Here is a 22,710-nt window from a genome sequence, read left to right on the forward strand (position 1 = left end):
CGACGAGGGAGCGGAACCGCTTTAGTTTGTCGGAAGATCGGAGCTGTTGCGGGACGTGAGCCTCAACTTCTCCAGAAACGATTGGCTTTGACAGCCAGCTTCATCTCTTTACGCCGAAAATAAATCGCCCGACCGCAACGGATTGGGCTGTGACCTTGCACGATGATAATCTGCTCATCCTTGCGCATGGACTGGGTGATTTCGTGCGGCAGGATCAGCGGCCGGCGATGGAGGTTAACGTTTTCTGATTGGCGCGTTCCGCCATTCGCATTACCCCAACCGAGGTTGCGTGAACGACTGCGCACCTCGACGGTCATTTCTCCACATTGAGCCGATACGCTTCGAGCGGTTTCCAGCGCCTTAATCGCCGCGTAGGAGGCGAATGCGCATCCGTCGATCCAGGACGTGGCGCCATCTTTCCCGAAATGACGCTCGAGCTGGCCGACCGATTGATACATCAGCATCAAGGTGATCCCGTATTTACGGCCACGGTCGCGTGCCTCTTCGAGCGCGCGCATGTATCCCAGCAGATCAACCTCATCAAGCATGAACAGAGCCCGGCGCTGGAAGTCACCGTCGGCCTGGATCATGGCATTCAGTAGTGACCCGATAATAACCCGGCCAATCCCCGGATAGGAGCGCAGGATTGAGGCGGGGATGTTGAGAAATACATCCTTAGATCCTTTGGCGATGTCACGCGATTTGAAGGCATTGCCGCAGACGAGGCTTGCGTAATTGTCCAGCGAAAGCCATTGCGTGTCCTTGGAGGCGGTCGAATAGACGCCGGAAAAGGTCTGCTCGGTCATATTGGTAAACACGCCAAGGGTTTCGCGGATGAAGGCGGATCCAGAGTTTTCCTGGATGTCTCGTAGCATCGAAAGGACGGATGGCTCAGGCTCGGAGACGATAAGGCGCAAGCTACGCAGGGTGCGGCGGCCGGCATAATCGGGAGAGAACATGACGTGGGCGAGCAGACCTGTCAGAAGATTGTGGGCCTGGTTCTGGAAATAGGCGTTGGTGGAAGATTCGATGCGCAGACTGTCAGACAGCAGCATCTGAGCGATACCGACAATATCCTCCTCCTTGCGCTGCGACGTCTCAATGCCGTCAAGTACGTTGAAGCCCATCACCGGATTGGTCGGGTCGAGCACCATGACTTCGCGGCCAAGAGCCTGCATACGGTGGTCAAGCACCATCGGCGCAACCTCTGTCGACGGATCGAGGCAGATGAGCGGTCCCCGATAGCGTAGCGCGGTCGGTATGACGTTGCTCGTTGTCTTAAAGCCGCCTGAACCGGCAAAGAACAGCATGTGGGTTGAATCAAAATCCTGACGGTAGGTCAGAAGCGGCGCTTTCCCGCCCCGTCCCCAGGTCGGGAGTTTGTTTGGATCGAAGGAAAGACCGCGAACGAGTTCACGGTCGACGCGGTAGCGCTCTCCGACAACGATCTCTCCATCCGCGGGAAAGAGTTTCGCGGCCGCCGCCATGGGCAGCCAGTCGGCATCGCCGAAGACGCCACGCCTTGCTCGCTTGATCGGATCGGAAACGACGACCGATACTCGTGCCGAAGTGGCGACAAGGCCGAAGCCGACGATGATGCCCACCACAGCGAAGGCATCGAGGTAGGATAGCGCTCCATCCCATGTGATGATTTGCCGACCGATTAGCGGCACGAGGCGGGAATATTCGCGGGCGCAGTAGTATCCGGCGACAGTCAAAAAGCAGCCCAGGCCTGCGATCGCTATCGGCTTGCGGCGATGCTGCGGCAGGGCCAGAACGATCAGCAATCCCGTGGCTGGGCCAATGAGAAGTACGGGCACGGGTGCGGCACGAAGGAACCAGTAAGCGCCCTTTATAGGCATGCCGCCGGCCCACAATTGCCATTGCGACGAGACGATTGCAGCGGAGAGCGCCGTGGCGACAATCGGAACAAGGGCCAACAGCATGCTCGAATGCAGCCTGGTACCGAGCGCCATTATCCGATTTCCCTATTGGGCGTCGAGCTCAGTTGAGCTGCAAAAGCCTCAGTGCCGATCCGCGTCAGCCACTGCTGCTCGGTCGAGCTTACAAGGATGTTTGCCATCGGCAAGAAGTCGCCAGAGAGAACGGCGCGGTCTGCGTTCGCCAATCCGGCCCTGACGACGATTGCGCCGAGTCTGAACTTCGTGCTTTCGCCATGCGCGCTCCTAGCCATTTTGGGGAGTCTCGGCCACGGCTTCAGACGCAGGAGCTGGCGATCGAGGTGTTTGAGAGGATAGCTGGGTGAGGTTCTTGACCTCTGGCTGAAATCGTCGGGAGATATCGTCGAAGATCGCATCGAGTTCTTCATCCGAGATATCCAACTCGGCTAGGCCGGACTTTGTTGCAGCCCTGGCAAAGCGCTCCGCCGATTTTACTATTAGAAGTTTTTTGCGGTCTCTGAGTTTCTCGATCTGTGCGTCAATATCTGAAATAGCTGATTTTGCCGGCATTATAAGCATTCTCCGGTGTTGCGCGGGCACCAATGACATCGATTATACTATAATAAATAATATAGTTAAATGGCTATGTTGATTCAGCCTCAAAAATCCATAACCCGTCAGATAGGGCGATGCCCAAGCCGAAAGGCTGCTGACGTGGGTCTGGTGAACCGCGCGAAGACAATGTGACGATTGTTAACCGAGGGAGAAGTTAGGTGCGGAAATCTTCTGCAAACGGAACCAAGGGACAGACCGACTGGAATGCCATCAACTGGTGGCAGGTCAATCGGCGCGTTCGCAATCTGAGACAGCGTATCTTCCGGGCTTGCCGTGGGCAGCTTCTGGGGCTTCTTGGGAAGTGGCAATACTTCCCCAGGCCCTCTCGAGCGTGACGTTGAAGAAAAATCGCAACGCCGAAATGGCGATGTGGATCGAGCCGGGCATCAGCTTCTTCTCGTTGGCGAGATAGACCTGATAGGTCCGAATATCCTCGCGGCCGAGCAAGTCTGGCGACTTGCCGAAGTGTCGGGCGAACAGCGACACCTGTTGCAGATGCGAGAGCTGGGTATTGAGCGAAAGATTGCGCACCTGCATGTCTTCGCTCATGCGCTGGCGAAGTGGGGTCATGATGAGCTCCTCTGTGCGATGGAATGGGCTGGAAAACAGCCGTCCCATCCTCTCGCAGTTGGGGCTCCTACTGAATATCTGACCTACTTGCCGCTCCGGCGTAGCGGAGCGGGTTAGTCCAATGCGGATAACTCAAAGTGGTGAAGGAAGACAAGCGTGCAATCTTCAGCCCCCCTCCCCCCCCCGCCCATGCGCAGCGCGCCGCCGATTTCCCGCGTGGTCTGCAAAGCGTTGCCAAATCCAAGGAAGGAGCCGCCGCGTAAGCGGCGGTTCCCCTTGTTCTGGCGAGAAAAATCGCGCCACCAGAGGCGGGCGCTGGATATAAGAGGTTTGCATATTATCGGATATACTCAATTCTATTGAGTATATTGAGATGTTGGCAAACTTGAAATGGTTTGAGAATCGTGTAATATACTCAGTATGGCTATGCAATCTGCATCACTGTTAAACCGACTTGAGAAAGATCTCCCCGAGGGGCTGGTCGTGGATGCCGCTTGGCTGGAAGAGCGCGGTATCGCCAGTAATTTGCGTGCTTACTACGTCAAGGCCGGCTGGCTGGAACAGCCGGTGCGCAGCGTCTATAAAAGGCCGCGTGGCAGGCTGAGCTGGCAGCAAGTTGTTATCTCTCTTCAGACCCTGCTCTTGCGAACACCGTTCTATGTCGGTGGGCGCACGGCATTGGAGCTACAGGGCTTTGCGCATTATCTTTCGCATGAGACCAAGACTGTTCACCTCTACGGGCCGGGCAAGCCGCCCGCATGGCTGAACAAGCTGAACCTTCCCCAGCGCTTTGTCTATCACAACAGCGCGACCCTCTTCCGGAATGATCCCGTAACAAAGGAGCTCGGCAGTCTTGCCTGGGATATCGCGGACGGAACAGGCCGTGATCTCACCCGCTTTCAGGGCAGCAGCCTGACCTCGTTTGCCTGGGGGCAGTGGGATTGGCCTTTGACGCTTTCGCAGCCCGAGCGCGCCTATCTCGAAATGCTTGATGAATTGCCGCGCCATGAGAGTTTCCATCAAGCCGACATGATCATGCAGAGCGCAGCAAATTTCAGCCCGAGACGGCTGCAAAAACTGCTGGTGGATTGCGGCAGTGTGAAGGTCAAGCGCCTGTTCTTCTATTTCGCGGATCGGCATGGCCATGCATGGCTCAAGCGTCTGGATAAAACCGCCATCGATCTCGGCAAGGGCAAACGCATGCTTGTGCCCGGCGGCAAGCTCGATCCGGCCTATCTCATAACCGTGCCGGAGGACCTCAATGCCGTTTCGTGATCAGTATCAGGCCCAGGTCAGGCTCCTCATGCGCCTTATTCCCACCGTGGCGCGAGAAGCCTGTTTTGCGCTCAAGGGCGGAACGGCGATCAACCTCTTTGTGCGCAACCTGCCGCGCCTCTCCGTCGATATCGATCTGATGTATCTGCCAGTGAACGAAAGGCCGGAGGCTCTGGCGGACATCGACGCCGCCATGAAGCGCATCAAGGCGGCAGCTTTGGCGGAACTGCCCGGCGCGCGCGTTACCGAAAACGTCCATGATGGAGCGATCCTGCGCCTTCTTGTGATGGCCGAGGGAACACAGGTGAAGATCGAAGTCTCGCCCGTGTTGCGCGGTGTGGTTCACGAACCTTCCACGATTCCCGTCACCGAGGCCGTTGAAGAGGTCTTCGGCTTTGCCGAAACCAGCGTCCTATCCTTCGAAGACCTTTTCGCTGGCAAGCTGGTTGCCGCCCTCGACCGTCAGCACCCGCGCGACCTCTTTGACGTGCGCGGCCTGCTCACCAATGAAGGGCTGAGCGATGACCTGCGTGAAACCTTCATCGTGTATCTGCTCAGTCACAACCGCCCCATGGGCGAAGGGCTATCAGGCCGCGTCAAAGACCTTGCGAACGAATACCAGAACGGCTTCGAGGGCATGACCGAGGAGGTTGTTGCCATCGAAGAGTTGATAGAAACGCAGCATGAAATGATCGAGGTGCTAATCGGCGGCATGCCGGATCATCACCGTGAATTTCTGATCGGCTTTGAGCGCGGCGAACCGGACTGGCCCTTGCTCAAGATAGGTCATGTCGCAGAGCTTCCCGCCATCCGCTGGCGGCAGCGCAATCTCGACAAGCTCAAGCCCGAACAGCGTTCCGTTCTGGTCGAATTGCTGCGATCTTCCCTTGAACGGCGCGTATAGAAATACCCGCCCCGTCAGCTCTGAACACCGGAAAGCAGCGATATGGGGAGCGTCAACTGGGAAGGGGGAAGTACGGCAAGATAAAGCGAACCGGGGTTTCGCGCTCGCCTTGCTCGTAAGTGATTGTCTGCAATGTTTTCCAGCCGGAAAACATTGCAGACGCAGCTCGAACAGGCACGCAATGCAGGGCCTGACTTGGATTTACGCTGTACAGATAAGGCCGGCGAGCCGTTCAAACGGCAAGATGTAAGTGTCACTCGCTACACGCCACTGACCCATTATAAATTTGAAAACTGCTTAGTTTAGTGAAGCAACGCCGCCTGATGGCAACAGACTTTGGACCCAGAGTTGCCGCAGAACGCAATACCGGCGGAAACAATCTGATGGCGACCTGGACACAGCACTCCCCGATTGGATCGGTTCACACGTCCGGATGTTCCGTTTCTTCGGCGGCGTTCCACGGCTGATTGGAAGTCAATGTTCCGCCAATTGGAACTTGCAAGGTCGCAATTTGGGGAGAAGGATACCTTCCGGCCGGCGGTTCGCTGCCGACGCACCCTCTGCAGCGGAGAGACCCGCAACGCCCCCTCAGAATTCGGCTGTAAGTGAGTTTGCCGTGACGGTCTATGGCTCGAGTAGCGGCTTCTGGCACCTGCCGCAGAGACCACGATGTCCAAATACGATGGCAACGCTTACTCAGCGTCCACTTGGTCAATCGCGGTAGGCCCAATCGGTGATTTCAGCGACCTGCTCGAAGAAGCTGCCAACGCCGCCGCCGGTTGGATTAGCCCGCTCGAGCCATTCCACCGCCCATGCGATCCATTCTTCAACGCTGTGACCATCGATTTCGGTGGTGGGCGTGACGTTCATTGATCGCAGCGCTGCCAGGAAATCGCGCGCGGCGGCGAGTTGCGATTTCAGATAGGCGAACAGCGGCGGCGTGAAGTTGACGATCGCGATCGCGATGGAGCCTGGAGAGCCACCAAGCTCCCAACGAGCTCCCGAGATCACATCACGAATGAGGCGGCTCACCGATGAGCATGGCGAGCGGGGCGAGCGGCCCGAGGGCGATCAGCTCGAATTCCATCATGCCGGCGACGCCCAGAGGAAGTTTCTCCAGGAGCTCGTGCGCTTCGGCCGTGCTGGTCGCGTTCACGATGAAGACGACGCCGTAGCCCTCGGTCTGGAAGAACCACTGCTCGATCTTTCCGGCGAGATGGTTGCGAACTGTCGCGCGGACTTCGTGGGGCAGGACCGGCGCGATCGCCTTGGGCGTGCCCTTGGCCGTGACCGACCCGATCGCCAGGATCTTGGTCGTCGGAACGACGACGGCGGCAAGCGCGGGCAGTATCTCGGCATGAACGCGCGGATTCTTGTTGGGCATTTTGCTAATTCCTTTTGATATATTGGTCTGGAACACCACGAACTACTTTGCAGGCTCGGCCAAAAGCACGCGAAGCGGCGCAATCGGGCCGAGCGGGATGATCTGGAATTCCATCATCCCCGCCTGGCCGAAAGGAAACTTGCCCAGCAGCTCCAACGCCTCCTTAGGATCGGTGACGTTCATCATGAACACGACGCCGCTCTGGTCCTGTTTGAGGTACCACTGGTCGATTTTCCCAGCGAGATAGAGCCGAACCGTGTCGCGCACTTCGGCGGGGAGGAGCGGCTTCCACTGGTCCGGCGACCCTTTGGCGGTGAAGGTGCCGATCGCCAGTAGCTTGGTGGTCGGCACGTCAAGGCCCGAGGATGGCGGCGCCGACTGAGCGAACGAAGTGGCCGGCCCGATCGCTGGGAGTAGCGCTACGACGACACCGAAGCACGTGAGCCTAGTCAAGCGAGTCGCTTTCACAGCGAGCTTGTCGAGGACGCGGCTCATGACAGCATCGCCTTCGCCACTTGCGCGGGCTCGTCGGCCTGCAGCCAATGGCCTGCCGGTATGAGGGTTAGGGACGCATTCTTGAGCTGAGACTGGCGCCGCTCGGCCATGGCGGCGGGGAAGTAAGGATCGTACTGTCCCCAGATCAGTTTGACCGGAATATCCAACGCCTTGAGCGCCGCCAGATGCTTGGCGTTTCTGGCATGTTCATCGAAGAATTCCGCGGCCAGCTGTACGAAGGCGGGCCCGGCGCCAGGTTGGACGATGAAGTTGTTGATGATCAGCGAACCGATGAACGCGCTGAAATGGCGCTTTTGCTCCTCGGGCAAAGCGTCCAGGAATTTCTTCTGCTGCCATCTCAGCAGCCATCCAAACTGTTCGGGGCTCTGGGCGATCGCCATGGCCAGGGGCTGGATGTTCCGGGTCGCAAAGAGCGTGATCATCTCTGGCCAAAAAAAAGTGGAGTCCTCGCTATAGGCCGAGTTGAGCATGATCGCGGAGTCGACGGCGTCCGGATGCGTGAGTGCGTAGTTGAGCGTCGCCATCCCCGAGGAGTCATGAGCGACGGGCACGATCTTCCCTAAGCCCAGACCTTCAACGACTGCTTCAAGGTCACCCAGTTGCTGCTTGAAGCTATAGGCGGCGCCGGCGGGTTTGTCGGAGGCGCCAAAGCCCAAAAAATCGAACGTCACCACGCGCCGCCCGCTGGCGACCAAGTGCGGAATCAGGTCGTCCCAGATGTGCTGGTTATCGGGGAAGCCGTGCATGAGCACGAAAGTTGGCCCGGTGCCGGCATAGTCTCGAGTGTACACGCTTCCTTCGACTCGCGGAATACGGTGCTCGGTGAATGGGGTGTGATCAGAAGACATGCATCATCCTTTCTTCCTCGCGGAAGGGTTGAGGTAGGCGTTTGATTGGCCGTTAGTGCCGCAACACGATCCGCCTCCAGCGAGGTCAAGGAATAGCCGTGCCGGGCGAGCACTCGGCAGCGTGGCCATGGCACTCGAATTGATGACGACCGACTGGACGCTCCCTTCACTATCCAGGTGGTGAGCAATACCTTGGTTAGGCAGGGCGAGATCTGTATGTTGCTTAAGTCTTAACGCGTTTTGTTGACTCGACGTAGGTCGTTCTTGCCACCATTCGTGACATAGAAGGCGCGAGCCTGCGAAGTCCTCTCGTGGGCACCGAAAGTAGGCTTCCGAACGTATCTCGTGGATGTCACTAATTTAGGGTAGTATATGAATTCCGGACACTAGGAGTGAATATGCATCGGGTCGGTTTCATCGTACCGCGCGGATTCCAGTTGATGAGCCTTGCGGCGCTAACGGCGTTCGAGATCGTGAACCTGCCCCCGGCTGACCAGCGCTACGACATCCATTTGCTGTCTGAACATGGCGGTCCAGTTCGGTCTTCCTCGGGAATGATGCTGGAAACCGAGGCATTTGGAGATCCCGCCTTCGACACCGTCATCGTGGGGTCGATCACCGAGATGGAAATGCCGCCCTCGGATGCGAGCGTGATCGCGTTCGTACGAGAAGCCGCCAAAGCCTCCAGGCGGACTGCCTCCATCTGCAGCGGCGCGTTTGTACTTGCCGAGGCGGGCCTTCTGAATGGCCGGCGCGCGACGATGCACTGGGCCCATGCAGCGAGCTTCAGGATCCGGTTTCCCGACGTCAAAACGGAAGAGGACCGGATCTTCATCAACGATGGCCCGATCTGGACCTCGGCGGGAATGACCGCAGGGATCGACCTCGTTCTAGCATTGATCGATAATGATCTCGGTCCCGAAACCGCGAAGATGGTCGCCAGGCTTCTGGTCATGAACCAGCGTCGGATGGGCGGACAAAAGCAGCATTCCGCGCTCCTCGACATGACGCCGAAATCCGATCGCATCGAATTGGTTCTGGCTCATATTCGCCAGAATCTCCGGAACCCGCTCACGATCGAGGAGCTTGCGGCGGTTGCCAATCTCAGCCCCCGCCAGTTCAGCCGTGCCTTTTTGGCCGAGACCGGGCAGTCACCGGCAAAAGCCGTCGAGCAACTTCGGCTGGAAGCGGCCAGATTCATGATTGAAGAGGGGCGGCACACGGTGAACGTCGTGGCGCAGGAGACAGGTTTTGCCGACCGCGAACGCATGCGTCGAGCGTTCCTCCGGACCTTCGGTGTGCCCGCGGAGGTATTGCGCAGGACCGCGCGACGGGAGGCGGTGGCGGCTGCCTGACTTTGAGCTGTCAAGAATGCAGGCTTTTGAGTCAGGCTCTCAATGTGGCGCCGTGCGGCGTTCTCAGCCGTCCGGCTCACGCGCGGCGGCCCCATTCGATCTTCCTGTGGTTTGACTGTTAAAACCGCAGCATTCGGCGATCCGCCTTTTGATACAATTATTGTCGGTGTGCCTTTCTTCGGTCTCAGTGTGCGGCCGCTCAATGCAAGGCTGGGGAACAGGGTCGGCTTGGTCGCGCCTGTTTTTAGATTGCCCCATGCATCGCCCTGGCGCCAAGCAGCGTGCGCGTCTTGATAGCGCCATCCGCCAACACGATCGGCGAACGTCTGACGTAGCGCACTTCGGATTGCCATTACGGATGCCTTTTGTTTGAGCTGGACGACGATCGGGATTGCAGAGCGTGCAAAGCTGTTACTAATCCTTTTGCTCGAAGTGACGAGTAAATTCATTCCACTTAAGGTGAAATTGTTCTGCGGATGGTGAAGCATTAGCGTGCCCCCGCAGGTCTGCGCCTCCACCTTCCATCCGGTGGCGATCGCGCCAAGACATATCCGCAGTGCCGCAAGGGGACGTAACGGGATTGCGGCCGCTGCTGAAAGGACGCTAGCTCGAAATTTTGGGGGGGCAGATGTTTGCGGATTTAGAGGTCTTTCAACAGGTGTTTGACGTGTGCGTCACGGGCGCAGGCCCGGTCGGTATTTCCGCTGCACTGGAATTGAGCCGGCGAGGCCTGCGAACGCTGCTTATCGAAGCCGGGCCGAAACGATCGAAACGACCTCACCAAAACGAAACAGGGTTCGACGTAGGAGACGATATCTATCACGCTGCGGACCGACTTACTTCGGCCACCGGACTTGGCGGCACGTCCGAACGATGGGGTGGGCAATGCGTTGAGCTTGATGATATAGACTTCGAAGCAAGAGATTATGTCACACACTCCGGTTGGCCTATTGCTCACGAAAAGATTTCGCCTTTCTATCAGCGGGCGCGGTCTCTTTTGAGCAGTAATATCGGCGACCAGCGATCGGATCCGGATCCGGAGCCGGAGAGTGATTTTCCAGCATCCCGGGAAAGCTGGACACGAATACGCAACACAGCGAGAGCCAACAGGGCTGAGATCGCTTCTTCGCAGAACCTCGTCGTCGCTTTAGACGCGAGGGTCAAAGCTCTGGTATTCGACCCAGTAGAAGAACGGGTCCATTCCATGTCGATCGCCTGCCGCGGTGGTTCGTACAAGGTGCGCGCCGACCACTATGTGCTGGCCTGTGGCGGCAGGGGCAATACCCGGCTGCTGCTGAACCTCCAGGTTGCATTTCCGCAATTGTTCGGCGGAAGCGATGGGCCGCTCGGCCGCTTCTACATGGGACACCTCGCCGGACAGATCGCGCAGATCGAATTCGCCACCAAGGAACATGCCGAACGGTATCTTTTTAAGCGCACATCCACCGGAACCTTCGTGTGTAACCGGTTTCAACCCGCCCCCCAATTGCAACGCGCACTCGAGTTGCCGAATATCGCTTTTTGGCCCACAAACCGGAGGGCTGCTGTCGATGAGGTCGATCCGGCGCTCTCGCTGCTATATCTTTGGAACAGTCGGAAGACCGTCGTTCACAGGGCGAGATGGGGCGAAGCCGACCGATCCCGTTACTATAATGTGCTGCATAATGTCCTGCGCAATCCTCTTGGCACGACCTCTGCCGCGCTGGCGCTGTTTAACCAAAAATACCGTGTGGCCGAACCATATGTTCTGCTGCGCAGGCCTGACTTGAGATACGGCCTTCGTTACCATGGGGAGCAAATTCCAAGCAGTTCAAACCGCGCCTTCCTCAAGCCCGTGCAAGATGCGGACGGCCAGTTCAAGCTCGAGGTCTCATTCCAATATTTACCTCAGGATTTTCGCGGCACGCTCCAAGCACATCTCGCCCTTGATCGCTGGCTCAAGGAGCGCAAAATAGGCAAGCTGATATTCGATACAGCCCCCGAGAATCTTGAAGAGCATATCGCCGCACAAGCCAAAGACGGCTACCATCAGATCGGGTTGACCAAGATGGGCGTGGACCGCAACCACGCCGTCGTCGACCACAACTGTCGCGTCATCGATATCGCTAACCTCTACATCGCCGGTAGCTCCGTTTTCGCTACATCCGGACAAGCTAACCCCACGCTTCCCGCCGTCGCCTTGGCCGTCAGACTCGCCGAACATCTGGCTACTCTGGCCCGCCGTCAAAGCACGGCTGCAGGTTTGTCGACGAGCAGCCGCTTGGAACCTCAAAGGGGAACGCCTCTGAGTGTCCCGCGAAGCATTTGCTGATGTCGTGCTGCGTATCGTGCGTCTGATCCGCCGGCTGAGAATTACGCGAAACTCGGCGTTGCTCGCCGAGAAAGTGTAGGGAAGCAGGGTGTGTCCGGCTTTTTTTGCCCCGGTCCTCTACAATCGCTAGATGGTCGAGAAATTGCGCGGCATTCCTCTCAACGAAACGCGAGGAACGTATGACACCATCATCGGTGCCGTCACCTCGGTCGGTAAAAATGTCCTGCCGCGCGTTGCTGCCCTGCACGACGGTCTTTCCAGGATTGTTGTCTTCCTCCCAATTGTGCGATGTTCCTCAGCGAAACGGCAGGATCTGCGCACAAGGGAAATGGGCGGTATGAGCGTATCGGACTTGGAGGGCAGCGGTGGACCGCGCAAGAGGAGCCTTTATGAGGAGCTTCATGGGCGGCTGAAGGCTGAAATCCTGGAGGGTGCCGTGCCGGAAGGCATCGTGCTGACCGAGGCTGCCCTTGCCGGCATTGTCGGCAGCAGCCGCGCGCCCGTTCGGCAGGCGCTGCAAATGCTGGTCGAGGATGGCTTGATCAATCGCTTCGACGGCCGCGGTTTTGTCGTCGGCTCCTCGGGAACGGCGCCCAGACGGGAGAAGCTGGCCGACTATCTCGGCAAGCTGATCGAGGCCGATGCCAGGCCGATGTTTGCCTGGCAGGCGCTTTATGAAAATGTCGAGCGCATCGTTGTTTACCGCTCGTTTTTCGGGCGCTACCGTATCAATGAAAACGAGCTTGCGCGGCATTTCGGGGTCGGCCGTGCGGTGGCGCGCGATGTGCTCCTGAAGCTCGAAACGCTCGGCATTATTGAAAAGGACGACAATTTCCGCTGGTCGATCGTGCCGCTCGACAGCCAGCGCATCCGCGATCTTTACGAGGTGCGCGAGCAGATCGAGCCGATCGCGCTTTCAAGCGCCTTGGGCGGCCTTTCGGATGATCATATCGGCATGATGCTAGCGCGGCTGTCGACGGCGCTTGCTGATTATCCCGACGTTTCGGCCTCGACCATGTACGAACTGGAGCTCGATCTTCACCTTCGCAGCCTTCAGGCTTGCCCGAACAAGGAGTTCCTGAGCATCCTCAGGCGGACCCATTGCATCCTGACGCTCAGCAAGCATGTCGTCGGCATTCGCATCAAAATGCCGGAATACGAGCCGTTTCTTGCTGAACATATCGGTGTCTTCGAGATGATGCGGCGGCGCGACGAGGAGGGGTTACGCAAGGCCATGCGCAACCACGTCCGCAATTCCGAGCCGAATGTCCAGGCGCGCGCTGCCTATATTCGCGAGCATTATCAGCCTGATGATTACAGCTTCATCGCCTAGCAGATAAAAGCGGTATCAGGTGATCGCGCCGACCTGCCAGGGCACGAATTCATTATCGCCGTAGTCGAAGGTTTCGCTCAGCGTCTTCTTGCCGGACGCAACTGCAATGATGTCCTCGAAGATGCGCTCGCCGGCCGCCTCGATCGTATCCTCGCCGCTGACAATGTCACCGCAATTGATGTCCATGTCCTCACGCATGTGATTGTACATCTCGGTGTTGGTGGCGATCTTGATGCAGGGAGCCGGCTTGAAGCCCGACACCGATCCCCGGCCTGTCGTAAAGCAGATCACGTTGCAGCCGCCGGCGACTTGGCCGGTAACGGCAACCGGATCATAGCCCGGCGTATCCATGAAGACGAAGCCGGTCTTGTCGACGATCTCCGAATATTCGTAGACCGCCTTAAGCGGCATGGTGCCACCCTTGGCGACCGCGCCGAGCGATTTTTCTAGAATGGTTGTGAGCCCGCCGAGCTTGTTGCCGTAGGATGGGTTGTTGTTGAGCTCGGCGCCGTTGCGTCGCGTATAGTCGCGCCACCAGTCGATCCTGGAGAGCAGTTTTTCAGCAACGTCAGGCGTTGCAGCGCGCCGCGTCAGCAGGTGTTCCGCGCCGTAGATCTCCGGTGTTTCCGCCAGAACCGATGTCCCGCCATTGCGAACGAGAAGATCCGAGGCATATCCGAGCGCCGGGTTAGCGGAGATTCCCGAATAGCCGTCCGATCCACCGCATTCCAAAGCCAATTTCAATCCCGAAAGCGGCTGAACGGTCCGTTCGGCCGCGTTGACCTCGGGAAGCATATCCCGGATCATCTCGGAGGCGGCGGCGATGGTCTTTCGCGTGCCGCCGAGATCCTGAATGGTCATGGTGCGCAGCCGGTTTCCCTCTTCTAGCTTGTAGTGCTCCAGAATAGGCGCAATTTGGTTGGTTTCGCAGCCAAGCCCGATCATCAGGATGCCGCCGAAATTCGGATGGCGCGCATAGCCCTGCAGGGTACGCGCCAGGTAGCGGTAGCCCTCGGAATTCATATTGATCGCGCAGCCGCCGCCATGGGTGAGCGCGACGACGCCATCGACATTATCAAAGCCTTCCAGGCCGCCGGTGCGGTTGAAGTGTTCGGCGATATATTTCGAGACGGTGGCCGAGCAGTTGACCGTGGTGATGATGCCGATGAAGTTGCGGGTGCCGACGCCGCCGGCACCGCGATCGAAGCCCATGAAAGTGCGACAGTCCTCGCGCGACAGCATTCCCGTCTCTTCGATATCGACACTGAATTGGTAGGGATGCTCGGATTCGATGACGGCGAGATTCTGCAGGTGCACATGGCCTCCCGCCGGAATGAATTGCGTCGCTATGCCGATCGGCTGGCCAAATTTACGGATTTCCTGACCGGCGGGGATATCGCGCACCGCCACCTTGTGTCCGCGCGGAATCTGCTCGGCGGCGATCAATCCTTCGATGCCGGTCTGGTTCCCGGCACGGATCATCGCGCGGGCAACCGCGACGTCGTCTATGGGATTAAGGAGGATGACAGGCGAAACGGCGGACATGAAGGGTTCCGTGAGGTTGGATTAATGTCTATTGCTAGCAATAGACAATCATTCGACGGGGAGGGCGTCAAGCGTGATTGACGCCGGCGGCAAAGTTCTTTCCATCAGCTGTGCGGCTGGCGTGCAAGCCAGGCGCTCAGATCCGCCTCGGCCCGCTCCAGCGCGCTGTGATTGAGTAGCTTTCGAAGGAGCGCGACGGCAATGGCTCGCGCCCGCAGATTGAACCGGCCCTCGTCGCTCTGGGCACCGAGCGGCTGATAGACGCCAAGTTTGATGTAGAGCTGCTGCAGCCGGTTCTGCACGCTGCGTACCGACAGATTGCGCCTGTGCGCAATCGCCCGATCGGTGAGGCCGAGCGCGATGTCGACAAGGATTTCATACTCGGCCTCGGTGAAGCCGTTGATGGTGCCGAGGCTTCTTTGCTGCATGCCGCGCACTTCGCGGTCGATCACGCACTGGCTTTCGATGAAAATGCTGCGCAGCGCAAGCTTCAGCCGGTCGTCGGAGGCCGATTTCAGGACATAACCGTAGACGGCACCGACCGGCACGATGCGAGAGACGCCGCGGACATAGGCTTCGTCCGAGTAGTTCGACCAGAACAGGATGCGCGTTTCCGGGCGCTCCTTCCAGATGGTGCGCGCAGCCTCGATGCCGTTGCGCTCGCTCATCTGCAGGTCCATGACGATATGGGCGGATTTGCAATCGCGCGCCAGCCGCTCTCCGGCTCCGCCGTTTTCTGCTTCCAGCACGCCATCGCATTCGGGGAGGGCGGCGCGGATGGCCTCGCTCAGATAGGATCGATGGAGAGGATCGTCCTCGATGATCAGCACCTTCATGCCGCAGCTCCCTTGGCCGATAGCTCTTTGGCGGGCAGGCTGACGCTGACCAGCGTGCCTCCGGAGACCGCTGCGGCTTTGATCGCGAAGCGCGCCGAAATCAATCGCGCCCGCGTCTTCATGTTTTCGATACCGCCGCCAGAGGATCTGTGGGCGTTTCCAAGCCCGAGGCCGTCATCGATGACATCAATGGTGACGGCTCCCTCGGTGGCCTTAAGATGAACCACAATACTGCTTGCCTGGGCATGGCGGATCGCGTTGTTGATGGCTTCCTGTATAATGCGAAAGAGCGCGATGCTGACTGATTGCTCGAGGCGGTCGATGGCACCGCTCGTTTCATCGTTCAGCCTCCATTTGAGCGTGGCTCCGCTTTCCTGGATCGACCGTTCGAGGTGGTTCTCCACCGCCTGGGCAAAGCCAAAGAGCTGAAGGACCGAGGGCTTTGCTTCCTCAATGATTTGGCGAAGATCGTGCATGCTGTGCTGCAGACCCCGGAAGAGAGGTTCGAGCGCCTCGCCTGTGACGTCAGGCTGACGCGCCAGCCGTTCCAGCCGCCGCGAAAGTCGAGTGAGATCGGCGAGAATCTGGTCGTGCAGATCCATGCCGATGCGCTGGCGCTCCGCCTCAAGAGCCTCCGTCAGTTTAAGCGCGCCGAGCCGCAGGCCTTCCTCGCGAGCCCGTGCCTCCGCCTCGACGATAGCGGATCGTTTCGCCTGATCGGCCGCGCGGATGGCGAAGAAGTGCGGAGCCAACAGATCGGCAATCACACGTGCGCTTTCGACATCCTGCATGTCGTAAAAGCCCATCTGATGGCTGGAGCAGGAGAGTGCCCCGATGACGTGGCCTTGGACTTTGAGGGGGACATGCAGGCGGCTGTGCAGCGATTGATGGAAGATCGGATGCGAAAAGGCCCCCTGGAAATGGAATTGCGGGTCGCTCCAGGCGTCATCTGTCAGCAGATGGTCGGTCTCGCCCCACAGAAGCGTGCGGATGGGGCTGTTGCTGACGGGAGCGGGAAAGCGCTTGCCCCAATCGGTCTCCATTCCGCTTTCGTAGGCCGTATGGAATTTTTCATCCACCATGATGATGCAGACATCGAGGTGATCATGCGGGATGACATGGTTGATCTCGGCCGCGACCGCCTGGATGACGGAGTGAAAATCGAGCCGTCCTGCGATGAGCCTTGAAATGTTGAGGTAATGGTCAAAGACCGATTGCGGCGCCAGATCGCGCAAGACAGGCCCTCCCAGGCAACGCGTCGACCTCAACTCCTCCGGCCGATCGCAGCATGTAAATTTCCAACGCTATTAAGCGCCGAACAAAGTCGTTCGTCTTGCGGACTTGCGCATCTTTTCTGCGGGATCCCGCAAGGTCCCGCCCTTTAAGCGCCTGTACAAGCGTCACAATCTCGGACATCCTGTTTCTACTGAAAGGGGAACCTTCAGTGCAAATAATATTTTCGATCGTTCGTTGAGGAGCGCGTTCGAAAATCTTGGCCTGGAAGTTGAAGTACAGGCTCTTTGGGAGGAAAAAATGAATATTACCAAGATGCTTCTGGCGTCCGCCGTCATCGCGAGCGTTGCCGTACCGGCTGCTTTTGCAGATACGTCATCCAAGAAAATTGCCCTGTCTAACAACTATGCGGGCAACTCCTGGCGCCAGGCCATGCTCACCAGTTGGCAGAAGGTGACCGGCGAGGCCGTGAAAGCGGGCGTCGTTGCCGCCGCCGACCCGTTCACGACGGCAGAAAACCAGGCGACCGAGCAGGCCGCGCAGATTCAGAACATGATTCTGCAGGGTTATGATGCGATCGTCATCGATGCCGCATCGCCGACCGCGCTGAACGGCGCGATCAAGGAAGCCTGCGATGCCAAGATCGTCGTCGTTTCGTTTGACGGCATCGTCACCGAACCCTGCGCCTGGCGCATTGCCGTCGACTTTAAGGGCATGGGCGCAAGCCAGATCGAGTATCTCGCGAAGAAAATGCCGAAGGGCGGCAATATCCTGGAAATTCGCGGGCTTGCCGGCGTTTCCGTAGATGACGAGATTTCGGCCGGCATCCACGATGCGGCCTCCAAATATCCGCAGTTCAAAATCGTCGGTTCGGTGCATGGTGACTGGGCGCAGGATGTTGCCCAACGCGCCGTCGCGGGTATCCTGCCGAGCCTGCCTGACATTGCCGCGGTCGTGACCCAGGGCGGTGACGGCTATGGCGCCGCGCAAGCATTCGCAGCCGCAAAGCGCCCCATGCCGACGATCGTTATGGGCAACCGCCAGGACGAGCTTGCCTGGTGGAAGAAGGAGAAGGACGCCAGCGGCTACGAGACCATGTCGGTTTCCATCGCGCCCGGCGTCTCGACGCTCGCCTTCTGGGTCGCCCAGCAGATCCTCGACGGCCAGCAGGTGAAGAAGGATCTGGTCGTGCCGTTCCTGCGCATCGATCAGAACAATCTCGAAACCAACCTCGCCTCGACCCAGGCTGGCGGCGTCGCCAATGTTGAATACACGCTCGACGATGCCAAGAAAGCCATCGCCACGGCGAAGTAGTCGATATCAACCTGCTATTTAAAACCAGCGCTGCCCGATGAGAGGGTGGCGCTGGGCAGACGCAACGCCCGACCGGACGATCCATGATTGCAGTCAAAGACAATGCTTCGATGAGACAGGATGCCGAGCCGCAAGCGGTCGTCTCGGCCCGCGGCATTAAGGTACATTTCGGTGCCGTCAAGGCGCTTGATGGCGCCGATGTTACAATTCTTGCCGGCGAATGTATCGGTCTTGTCGGTCACAATGGCGCCGGCAAGTCGACGATCGTCAACGTGATCAATGGCGGCCTGAGCCCGCACGAAGGCATCATCGCCTATGAGGGCGACGATAAAGTGCATGGCATCAACGCTGCGCGTGCGCATGGCATTCGTTGTGTTTTCCAGGAGCTATCGCTCGCGCCGAACCTGACCGTCGTCGAGAACATGCGGGTCGTTCACCGCAGCCTCGCCGGCTGGAACTGGCGGCGGCAGGCTGCAGCGATCATCCGCGCCAAGCTCGACGAGATTTTCACCGGCCACAAGATCGATGTCATGCGCACTGTCGGCGAACTTTCCATCGCTGAGCGGCAGATGGTGGAGATCGCGATTACCTTTTGCGCCGTGGGGGAAGAGCCGAAGCTCGTCATTCTCGACGAGCCCACCTCTTCGCTCGATGCCGGATTGGCGGCGCAACTGATGGCCTATGTCCGGGCTTTCGTTCAGACAGGCGGCGCCGTGATGCTGATCTCGCATATCCTTGGCGAGATCCTGTCGACCGCGAGCCGCATTCTGGTCATGAAAGACGGCCGCGTCGTTGCCGATCGCGTGGCTCAGGATTTTACCGTGCACAGCCTTGTTCAGGCGATGGGTAGTGTCGTCAAGGAACAGGATCGCAAAGTGAGGAACGAAGAGCGTGTCGCGGTATCTCCCATTCTTGCGTTGCCCGCGCGCGGCGGCAAGGGTCTTGCCTTCGCGGTCCGCAAGGGCGAGGTGATCGGCCTTGCCGGTCTTGCTGGCCACGGCCAGACCGAAATGCTCCTCGATCTCCATCGGTCGCTCTCGAGCAACTGGCTGCCGGGTAGGCAGGACAAGATCACCTTCGTTGCCGGCGACAGAAGCCTGAATGGCACTTTTCCCCTGTGGAGCATTTTGAAGAACCTCAGCATCGCATCGCTGAGCGAGCTCTCGCAGAAGTACCTCGTCAACAGACAGCGGGAAGAAGGCCTGGGAGCCGACTGGAAGGGTCGCATCGAAATTCGCACGCCAGCCATGGAAAACGGAATCCTGTCGCTATCGGGCGGCAACCAGCAGAAAGTTCTGTTTGCTCGTGCGTTAGCGACCACGTCGCCGATTGTGCTGATGGACGATCCGATGCGCGGCGTCGATATCGGCACCAAACAGGAAGTCTACAGGATCCTGAACCACGAAGCAGCGGCCGGGCGCACCTTCATCTGGTACTCGACCGAGATGGATGAGATCCGCCTCTGTGATCGCGCCTATGTCTTCCGCAATGGCGCCATCGTTGCGGAACTTGTCGGGGACCAAATCACCGAGGAAAATGTGCTGGCCGCTTCATTTGCCGGAGAAGACGCATGAACCGTCCATCTTCCTCCACCCTGCGCCTGCTGATCCCGGCGCTCTCGCTTGCCGTCCTGCTCGTCGCGGTCTTCTATCTGCAGCCGCGAGCCATGAGCTATATCGGCCTCAATCTACTCTTCAATCTTGCCGTGCCCATTGCGCTTGCGACGATCGCCCAGATGTTGATCATGTCGGTCAACGATCTCGATCTGTCGATGGGAACCTTCGTCAGTTTCACCGCTTGCGTGGCGGCGACCTATCTGCAGTCGTCCCCGCTCATTGGCATCCTCATCCTGGCTGCAGCGATTGCCGTCTATGCCGTAATCGGCATCATCATCTATATCAGGGATCTGCCGTCGATCGTCGTGACGCTCGGCATGAGCTTCGTCTGGGGCGGTCTGGCGGTCCTTTTGCTGCCGGCACCAGGCGGTACCGCGCCGGATTGGGCGCGCTGGCTGATGACCTCTAAACCGCCACTTGTCCCCATAGCAATCGTCGCGAGCGTCGTCATCGCGTTGATTTCCCACCTGATTGTCATGCGCTCTTCCTTCGGTGTTCTTATCCGCGGTGTCGGTGGCAATCAGCGATCGCTCCAGCGTGCGGGCTGGTCCGTCGTCAGCCTGCGTGCAGCGGCTTACGCTCTGGCCGGCCTCTTCGCCGTGCTGGCCGGTGTTGCGCTTGTCGGCCTTACGACCTCAGCGGATGCGAATATCGCGCTGCGCTATACTTTGCTGTCGATTGCCGGGGTCATCCTTGGCGGGGGCGAATTCACGGGCGGGCGCGTCTCGCCGGTGGGTGCCGTGATCGGCGCGCTGACGCTGACGCTGGCGGGCTCGTTTCTGTCTTTCCTGCGGATCTCGCCGGACTGGCAGATCGGTGCGCAGGGTGCGATCCTGGTCATCGTGCTTGCCCTGAGGCTCTTGCTCAACCGTGTCGAAAAGCGGGAGAAACAATCATGATCGCTCTTCGTGCGCTCGGCCGGAAGCCCTGGATCTGGTCCTTTGTCGCTGCCATCCTCGTGTGGATCATCACGGTGCTTTTCACCGGCGGCGCCAGTTCGATCGGCCTGTCGCAGGCCGCACTCACCTTTGCCGCCTTCTCCGTCATCGTCGGCATCGGGCAGATGTTCGTCATCACGCTCGGGCCCGGAAATATCGATCTCTCGGTGCCGGCCACCATGACGCTTGCCGGTACGATTGCGCTGAAGCTGATGAATGTCGAGGACGGCATGGTCGTGCCGGGTCTGCTGGTGTCGATCGTGATCGGTCTCGGCATCGGGATCGGCAACTATGCGCTGATCAAGCTGTTGCGCATTCCACCTATTATCGCGACCCTCTCGATGAGCTTCATCATCCAGTCGGCGGCCATCTGGAGCAATCGCGGGCTGCGTATCAAGCCGCCCGAGCAGCTGGCAGATTTCACCACGTCCGGTGTGCTCGGCATTCCAAATGTCGCCATCGTCGCCCTGCTGCTCTCGGCGCTTGCCTGGGTCTTGCTGGAGAGGACGATCTACGGTCGTTGGATCTCGGCGATCGGACAGAGCATGTTTGCCGCGCGCATGGCTGGCATTCCCGTCGATGGCACGCGGCTTGCGACCTATGTACTCTGCGCCATTCTCGCATCGATCTGCGGCTATCTTCTCGCCAGCTTCTCCGGTGGCGCAGCTCTCAATATGGGGGCCGAATATCTGCTGATGTCGATCGCCGTCGTCATCATCGGCGGCACGGCGGTCGCCGGCGGCGATTCAAATGTGCCGGGTATATGGGGTGCGTCCCTGTTCATGTTCCTGGTTGTTTCCATGCTGAACACCTATGGTTTCGGCGCAGGCCCAAGGCTCATTCTCACCGGCTTAATCATCATTGCCGTCATTCTCGTTGCCGGCGGCCGTCCCATCGGCGGGCGCTGACACTGTTCCCAGCGGTCTTTACAGGAAAATAGCAATGCCAAACGACGCACCGTCCATCTACGAAATGTACGACGCGCGGTTCCGCGATCTCGTGGTTCTCAGTGCCGGTCTTGAGGAACTCTATTCCGATTGCCGCTGGGCGGAGGGGCCGGTCTGGTTCGCAGATACCGGATGCCTGATCTGGAGCGATATCCCGAACGAACGCATGCTGCGCTGGGTGCCGGGTGGGAGCGTGTCGATCTTCCGCGCTCCCTCGAATTTCGCCAACGGCAACACGCGCGACCGCCAGGGGCGATTGGTATCCTGCGAGCATGGCACCCGCCGGGTGACGCGCACCGAGATCGATGGTTCGATCACCATTCTTGCCGATAGCTACGAGGGCAAGCGGTTGAATTCGCCCAACGATGTGGTCGTCCGCTCCGACGGCTCCGTCTGGTTCACCGATCCGACCTACGGCATCCTGTCGGACTACGAGGGCTACAAGGCAGAGCCGGAACAGGCGACACGCAATGTCTACAGGCTGGACCCGGCGACCGGCGAACTGGAGATCGTGGTCGACGATTTCCGTCAGCCGAACGGCTTGGCCTTCTCGCCGGACGAGACGAAGTTCTATGTCGCCGACTCTGCCGCAAGCCATGACATCAATGCTCCGCGGCACATTCGCGTGTTCGACGTGATTGATGGAAACAAGCTCGCCAACGGCCGGGTGTTTTGCGACATCGACGCGGGCATTCCGGATGGATTCCGCGCGGATATTGCGGGTAATATCTGGACGAGTGCCGGCGACGGCGTGCATTGCTTCGCGCCCGATGGCACCTTGCTCGGCAAGATCAAGATACCGCAGACGGTCGCCAACCTGACTTTTGGCGGGCCTCGCCGCAATCAGCTGTTTATCGCTGCGACGCAATCGTTATACCGCGTCTACACCACAGCCACAGGCGTCCAACTGCCCTAGATGTGGTTGGCCCGTTCAGGCGCGTTGAAGTTGATGGTAGCAGTCCTCCGTTACCATCAAAACAGCTGACAATTGCGGACAGCCAGCCCTTAATTTCGTATTGATATTTTTCGCCTGCTTGGCGCAGGTCAACGATTACGGCTGAGACGACTTCTCTGAATGCTTTCGCCGGGCCGGACACGACTGCCAGATGGGCCACACCATTGGCATTCCTTCTCTTGGAATAGAGAAGCGGCTCTGCCTTGTGGGGCAAGGCAGAGCCGGGAGACCTATAACGGCTCACTTAGTGCGACCAAGTGTCAGGGGTGTGAACTTGTCCGTCCGCTAATATTACACTACTCAAGGGTGAATTC

19 protein-coding genes and 2 pseudogenes are annotated in these 22,710 nt (G+C 58.8%); 10 read left to right on the forward strand and 11 right to left on the reverse strand.

Annotation, left to right across the window (positions count from 1 at the left end; all coding sequences use genetic code 11):
- Window positions 1–62: 62 nt before the first annotated feature.
- The 4 genes and pseudogenes from traG to FHT29_RS32555 all read right to left on the reverse strand — a co-directional run.
- Window positions 63–1,976, reverse strand: a complete 1,914-nt coding sequence (gene traG, locus FHT29_RS32540; protein WP_168601046.1) for a Ti-type conjugative transfer system protein TraG — start codon at window positions 1,974–1,976, stop codon at window positions 63–65.
- Window positions 1,976–2,194 (reverse strand): conjugal transfer protein TraD, encoded by a 219-nt coding sequence (locus FHT29_RS32545; RefSeq protein ID WP_051963176.1) that lies wholly within the window; start codon window positions 2,192–2,194, stop codon window positions 1,976–1,978. Before FHT29_RS32545 ends, traG begins: the two co-directional genes overlap by 1 nt.
- Window positions 2,187–2,471, reverse strand: a complete 285-nt coding sequence (locus tag FHT29_RS32550; protein WP_168596086.1) for a TraC family protein — start codon at window positions 2,469–2,471, stop codon at window positions 2,187–2,189. Before FHT29_RS32550 ends, FHT29_RS32545 begins: the two co-directional genes overlap by 8 nt.
- A gap of 320 nt (window positions 2,472–2,791) precedes the next feature.
- A pseudogene (locus tag FHT29_RS32555) lies at window positions 2,792–3,086 on the reverse strand (site-specific integrase); the annotation flags it as partial.
- 420 nt (window positions 3,087–3,506) lie between these two features.
- On the opposite strand from FHT29_RS32555, the gene FHT29_RS32560 reads away from it, so the two are divergent.
- Together FHT29_RS32560 and FHT29_RS32565 are read left to right on the forward strand one after the other, a co-directional pair.
- On the forward strand, window positions 3,507–4,361 hold the full coding sequence (locus tag FHT29_RS32560; protein ID WP_113119533.1) for a type IV toxin-antitoxin system AbiEi family antitoxin domain-containing protein: 855 nt from the start codon (window positions 3,507–3,509) through the stop codon (window positions 4,359–4,361).
- Window positions 4,348–5,265: a nucleotidyl transferase AbiEii/AbiGii toxin family protein gene (locus tag FHT29_RS32565; protein WP_168601047.1), complete on the forward strand. Its 918-nt coding sequence runs from the start codon at window positions 4,348–4,350 to the stop codon at window positions 5,263–5,265. The genes FHT29_RS32560 and FHT29_RS32565 overlap by 14 nt, the downstream gene beginning before the upstream one ends.
- Before the next feature lie 711 nt (window positions 5,266–5,976).
- Here FHT29_RS32565 and FHT29_RS32570 read toward each other — a convergent pair.
- The 4 genes from FHT29_RS32570 to FHT29_RS32585 are packed head-to-tail and all read right to left on the reverse strand — an operon-like array spanning window position 5,977 to window position 8,013.
- Window positions 5,977–6,297 carry a hypothetical protein gene (locus FHT29_RS32570; RefSeq protein ID WP_168601048.1) on the reverse strand — a complete coding sequence of 107 codons (321 nt, stop codon included), beginning with the start codon at window positions 6,295–6,297 and terminating at the stop codon, window positions 5,977–5,979.
- Complete coding sequence (locus FHT29_RS32575) at window positions 6,278–6,649, reverse strand: hypothetical protein (RefSeq protein WP_047561237.1); 372 nt, start codon at window positions 6,647–6,649, stop codon at window positions 6,278–6,280. The genes FHT29_RS32570 and FHT29_RS32575 overlap by 20 nt, the downstream gene beginning before the upstream one ends.
- 42 nt (window positions 6,650–6,691) lie before the next feature.
- The gene (locus tag FHT29_RS32580) at window positions 6,692–7,102 is read right to left on the reverse strand and encodes a hypothetical protein (protein ID WP_234903977.1); all 411 of its coding nucleotides are present in this window, start codon (window positions 7,100–7,102) and stop codon (window positions 6,692–6,694) included.
- Between the two features lie 38 nt (window positions 7,103–7,140).
- The gene (locus FHT29_RS32585) at window positions 7,141–8,013 is read right to left on the reverse strand and encodes an alpha/beta hydrolase (protein ID WP_168601049.1); all 873 of its coding nucleotides are present in this window, start codon (window positions 8,011–8,013) and stop codon (window positions 7,141–7,143) included.
- A 398-nt stretch (window positions 8,014–8,411) separates the two neighbouring features.
- Between FHT29_RS32585 and FHT29_RS32590 the strand changes: the two are divergent.
- From FHT29_RS32590 to FHT29_RS32600, 3 genes and pseudogenes are all read left to right on the forward strand, one after another.
- Window positions 8,412–9,490, forward strand: a pseudogene (locus tag FHT29_RS32590) (GlxA family transcriptional regulator).
- Window positions 9,491–9,996: 506 nt separating this feature from the next.
- Window positions 9,997–11,679: a GMC family oxidoreductase gene (locus tag FHT29_RS32595; RefSeq protein ID WP_168601050.1), complete on the forward strand. Its 1,683-nt coding sequence runs from the start codon at window positions 9,997–9,999 to the stop codon at window positions 11,677–11,679.
- A 337-nt stretch (window positions 11,680–12,016) separates the two neighbouring features.
- Window positions 12,017–13,012: a GntR family transcriptional regulator gene (locus FHT29_RS32600; protein WP_168601072.1), complete on the forward strand. Its 996-nt coding sequence runs from the start codon at window positions 12,017–12,019 to the stop codon at window positions 13,010–13,012.
- 15 nt (window positions 13,013–13,027) lie between these two features.
- Here FHT29_RS32600 and FHT29_RS32605 read toward each other — a convergent pair whose 3' ends face one another.
- The 3 genes from FHT29_RS32605 to FHT29_RS32615 form a co-directional block, all read right to left on the reverse strand.
- Window positions 13,028–14,557: an altronate dehydratase family protein gene (locus FHT29_RS32605; protein WP_037190808.1), complete on the reverse strand. Its 1,530-nt coding sequence runs from the start codon at window positions 14,555–14,557 to the stop codon at window positions 13,028–13,030.
- Between the two features lie 104 nt (window positions 14,558–14,661).
- Window positions 14,662–15,393, reverse strand: a complete 732-nt coding sequence (locus FHT29_RS32610) for a response regulator transcription factor (protein ID WP_168596091.1) — start codon at window positions 15,391–15,393, stop codon at window positions 14,662–14,664.
- Entirely contained in the window at window positions 15,390–16,628 is a 1,239-nt protein-coding gene (locus FHT29_RS32615) for a sensor histidine kinase (RefSeq protein ID WP_113102222.1), read from the reverse strand. Before FHT29_RS32615 ends, FHT29_RS32610 begins: the two co-directional genes overlap by 4 nt.
- Before the next feature lie 298 nt (window positions 16,629–16,926).
- Here FHT29_RS32615 and FHT29_RS32620 point away from each other — a divergent pair, with 298 nt between their 5' ends.
- The 5 genes from FHT29_RS32620 (at window position 16,927) to FHT29_RS32640 (ending at window position 22,357) form a co-directional block, all read left to right on the forward strand.
- A complete protein-coding gene (locus FHT29_RS32620) occupies window positions 16,927–17,940 on the forward strand; it encodes an ABC transporter substrate-binding protein (protein ID WP_168601051.1) in 1,014 nt (337 codons plus the stop codon).
- Window positions 17,941–18,023: 83 nt separating this feature from the next.
- Window positions 18,024–19,514 (forward strand): sugar ABC transporter ATP-binding protein, encoded by a 1,491-nt coding sequence (locus tag FHT29_RS32625; RefSeq protein WP_168601052.1) that lies wholly within the window; start codon window positions 18,024–18,026, stop codon window positions 19,512–19,514.
- Window positions 19,511–20,455 carry an ABC transporter permease gene (locus FHT29_RS32630; RefSeq protein ID WP_168601053.1) on the forward strand — a complete coding sequence of 315 codons (945 nt, stop codon included), beginning with the start codon at window positions 19,511–19,513 and terminating at the stop codon, window positions 20,453–20,455. Before FHT29_RS32625 ends, FHT29_RS32630 begins: the two co-directional genes overlap by 4 nt.
- Window positions 20,452–21,402, forward strand: coding sequence for an ABC transporter permease (locus FHT29_RS32635; protein ID WP_037190793.1), 951 nt, complete (start codon window positions 20,452–20,454; stop codon window positions 21,400–21,402). Before FHT29_RS32630 ends, FHT29_RS32635 begins: the two co-directional genes overlap by 4 nt.
- A 34-nt stretch (window positions 21,403–21,436) precedes the next feature.
- Window positions 21,437–22,357 (forward strand): SMP-30/gluconolactonase/LRE family protein, encoded by a 921-nt coding sequence (locus FHT29_RS32640; RefSeq protein ID WP_168601054.1) that lies wholly within the window; start codon window positions 21,437–21,439, stop codon window positions 22,355–22,357.
- Window positions 22,358–22,710: the final 353 nt, after the last annotated feature.

The organism is Rhizobium sp. SG741 (genome assembly GCF_012275435.1).
Classification (GTDB): Bacteria; Pseudomonadota; Alphaproteobacteria; order Rhizobiales; family Rhizobiaceae; genus Rhizobium; species Rhizobium lusitanum.

Bases quoted from the DNA above. Each gene is read 5' to 3' on its own strand.
- traG (WP_168601046.1), bottom strand. From the start codon at position 1,976: ATGGCGCTCGGTACCAGGCTGCATTCGAGCATGCTGTTGGCCCTTGTT.
- FHT29_RS32545 (WP_051963176.1), bottom strand. From the start codon at position 2,194: ATGGCTAGGAGCGCGCATGGCGAAAGCACGAAGTTCAGACTCGGCGCA.
- FHT29_RS32550 (WP_168596086.1), bottom strand. From the start codon at position 2,471: ATGCCGGCAAAATCAGCTATTTCAGATATTGACGCACAGATCGAGAAA.
- FHT29_RS32560 (WP_113119533.1), top strand. From the start codon at position 3,507: ATGGCTATGCAATCTGCATCACTGTTAAACCGACTTGAGAAAGATCTC.
- FHT29_RS32565 (WP_168601047.1), top strand. From the start codon at position 4,348: ATGCCGTTTCGTGATCAGTATCAGGCCCAGGTCAGGCTCCTCATGCGC.
- FHT29_RS32575 (WP_047561237.1), bottom strand. From the start codon at position 6,649: ATGCCCAACAAGAATCCGCGCGTTCATGCCGAGATACTGCCCGCGCTT.
- FHT29_RS32585 (WP_168601049.1), bottom strand. From the start codon at position 8,013: ATGTCTTCTGATCACACCCCATTCACCGAGCACCGTATTCCGCGAGTC.
- FHT29_RS32595 (WP_168601050.1), top strand. From the start codon at position 9,997: ATGTTTGCGGATTTAGAGGTCTTTCAACAGGTGTTTGACGTGTGCGTC.
- FHT29_RS32600 (WP_168601072.1), top strand. From the start codon at position 12,017: ATGAGCGTATCGGACTTGGAGGGCAGCGGTGGACCGCGCAAGAGGAGC.
- FHT29_RS32605 (WP_037190808.1), bottom strand. From the start codon at position 14,557: ATGTCCGCCGTTTCGCCTGTCATCCTCCTTAATCCCATAGACGACGTC.
- FHT29_RS32610 (WP_168596091.1), bottom strand. From the start codon at position 15,393: ATGAAGGTGCTGATCATCGAGGACGATCCTCTCCATCGATCCTATCTG.
- FHT29_RS32620 (WP_168601051.1), top strand. From the start codon at position 16,927: ATGAATATTACCAAGATGCTTCTGGCGTCCGCCGTCATCGCGAGCGTT.
- FHT29_RS32625 (WP_168601052.1), top strand. From the start codon at position 18,024: ATGATTGCAGTCAAAGACAATGCTTCGATGAGACAGGATGCCGAGCCG.
- FHT29_RS32630 (WP_168601053.1), top strand. From the start codon at position 19,511: ATGAACCGTCCATCTTCCTCCACCCTGCGCCTGCTGATCCCGGCGCTC.
- FHT29_RS32635 (WP_037190793.1), top strand. From the start codon at position 20,452: ATGATCGCTCTTCGTGCGCTCGGCCGGAAGCCCTGGATCTGGTCCTTT.
- FHT29_RS32640 (WP_168601054.1), top strand. From the start codon at position 21,437: ATGCCAAACGACGCACCGTCCATCTACGAAATGTACGACGCGCGGTTC.